Annotated in this window: 2 protein-coding genes; both read right to left on the reverse strand. The window is 65.3% G+C overall.

Annotation, left to right across the window (positions count from 1 at the left end):
• Positions 1-1,035: caspase, EACC1-associated type (locus IA22_RS0133650; RefSeq protein ID WP_267883560.1), on the reverse strand; the 1,035-nt coding region annotated here is incomplete at its 3' end.
• Positions 1,032-1,388, reverse strand: a complete 357-nt coding sequence (locus IA22_RS0133655) for an effector-associated constant component EACC1 (protein ID WP_030125864.1) — start codon at positions 1,386-1,388, stop codon at positions 1,032-1,034. The genes IA22_RS0133655 and IA22_RS0133650, both read right to left, overlap by 4 nt.
• Between the last annotated feature and the right edge of the window lie 187 nt (positions 1,389-1,575).

The raw sequence follows: 1,575 nt of genomic DNA on the forward strand, positions 1-1,575 counted from the left end.
AGCCTCGGCCACTCGTCGCCCCAAGTCTGACGCTTCTTGAGCACGCCCGACCTCGCTGTAGGAGACGGCGAGCTGGTGGAGTGATTCGAGGGTGTCCGGGTTATCAGGCCCCAGTACACGGGCCCGCTCCCGGGCGACCTGCTCGAACAGTGCAAGGGCCTCATTGCTGTGCCCGTCCTCGGCCAGGTCGACAGCCTTGTCGTGTTGGCTGGTCAGTGAATCGGCAGAAGGATTGTGTGCCGGCGGCCACGGGAGAGTGGCCGGGCCGGTGGGCGAGCTGCCGGTGGCTGCTTTGCGATTGAGGACGAGTCCGAGCTGGTCGGCATTCTCGGTGCCTCTCTGCTGCGGCAGTGGGAGCCGTTCTGCCGTGAACCGGGTCCACAAACTCCGGTAGATGTCCTGCATGGTGATCAACGGGCCAGCGTGCGGGGCGCCCTCACGCAAGAGGGTGAGCAGCCGCCCGGTGAAGGCGGTATGTTCCTCGTCGGCCAGCACGAGCGCGGTGCTGTTGGGAGGAGCCGAGGTGAGGGTGTAGGTCCCCTGGATATCCAGCTGTCCGAGAAATTCCTGCTGACCAGCGCTCAGGGTGGTACCGATGGCGCGCCCGCTGAAGCAGCTGTCCAGAATGATCACGCGATTCCTCGCCCTGCTGCCGAGGAAGGTTCCGCGCACCGTGTCGAACCGCAGCGCGCTGTACTCCACGGCGTCCATCGCGGTCTCGTGGAGAGCGAGGTATAGCTCGTGGGAGCGGCCCACGGGTATGCCGTGGCCGGCGAAGTAGAACAGCAGCAGGTCCTCGGCCTCATTCGCTGCCCGGTGCAACATCTGCCCGACCGCTCGGCCGGTCGCCTGAGGAGGGATGGTGACGCAGCATTCCTGAGGGAATCCGCCGAGCCCGGGGTCGGTCAGAACGGCCGTCAGATCCCGCAAATTAGCCGAGATCTGCGGCACGTCAGACAGTTGATCATCGTCATATGAAGCTGAGCCGAGGAGGACGATTCGGGATCGAGCTGGATCGATACCTCGGGCTGTCACTGCGGGTCTTCCCTCCGTCCCAGTGCGATCTGCAGGAGACGTTCGGCGTCGCTTGCGTTCTGCGCGTCCACCTCGACCTCCTGACCGTGCGGCCCCTTCATCTTGATCCGGACGGAACGGCGCCGGGGCTGCGACAGATAGGCACCCAAGGACGTGGCCAGCGCGCTGGCCACGCCACCGCCTCCTAGTGCCGCGATCAGAACTTCGGGCAGCCCGCCGAGTTCGCCCTCCGATGGGATCGCCGGAGCCGGCTTGACGCGCCCTCGGAGCTCCGGTTCCTGGCTCAGCCAGTCGTTCAGATCTTCCAGTTCCTCGAGCGGGTCGGCCCCCTCGGCCCACAGCTGCAGTTCCATACCCGGCTACTCCCCCACTTCCATCTGCCCGGGCGAAGCCGGGCAGGTTTCGTCAACGTCACCAAGGTGTGATCGCAACTGGGCCCAAGCCGCTAGGGCCTGTGTGAGGTTGTGATCATTCGGTCGTCGGTAAGAGGTCGTTGATCCAGATCAGAGAGGCTCGGAGGTGGAGTCCGGCGTCGTAGCT

The sequence above is a fragment of the Kitasatospora papulosa genome (assembly GCF_000717245.1).
GTDB classification, from domain to species: Bacteria; Actinomycetota; Actinomycetes; order Streptomycetales; family Streptomycetaceae; genus Streptomyces; species Streptomyces papulosus.

Excerpts from the sequence above, each read along its gene's own strand:
- IA22_RS0133655 (WP_030125864.1), bottom strand. The coding sequence starts at position 1,388 with ATGGAACTGCAGCTGTGGGCCGAGGGGGCCGACCCGCTCGAGGAACTG.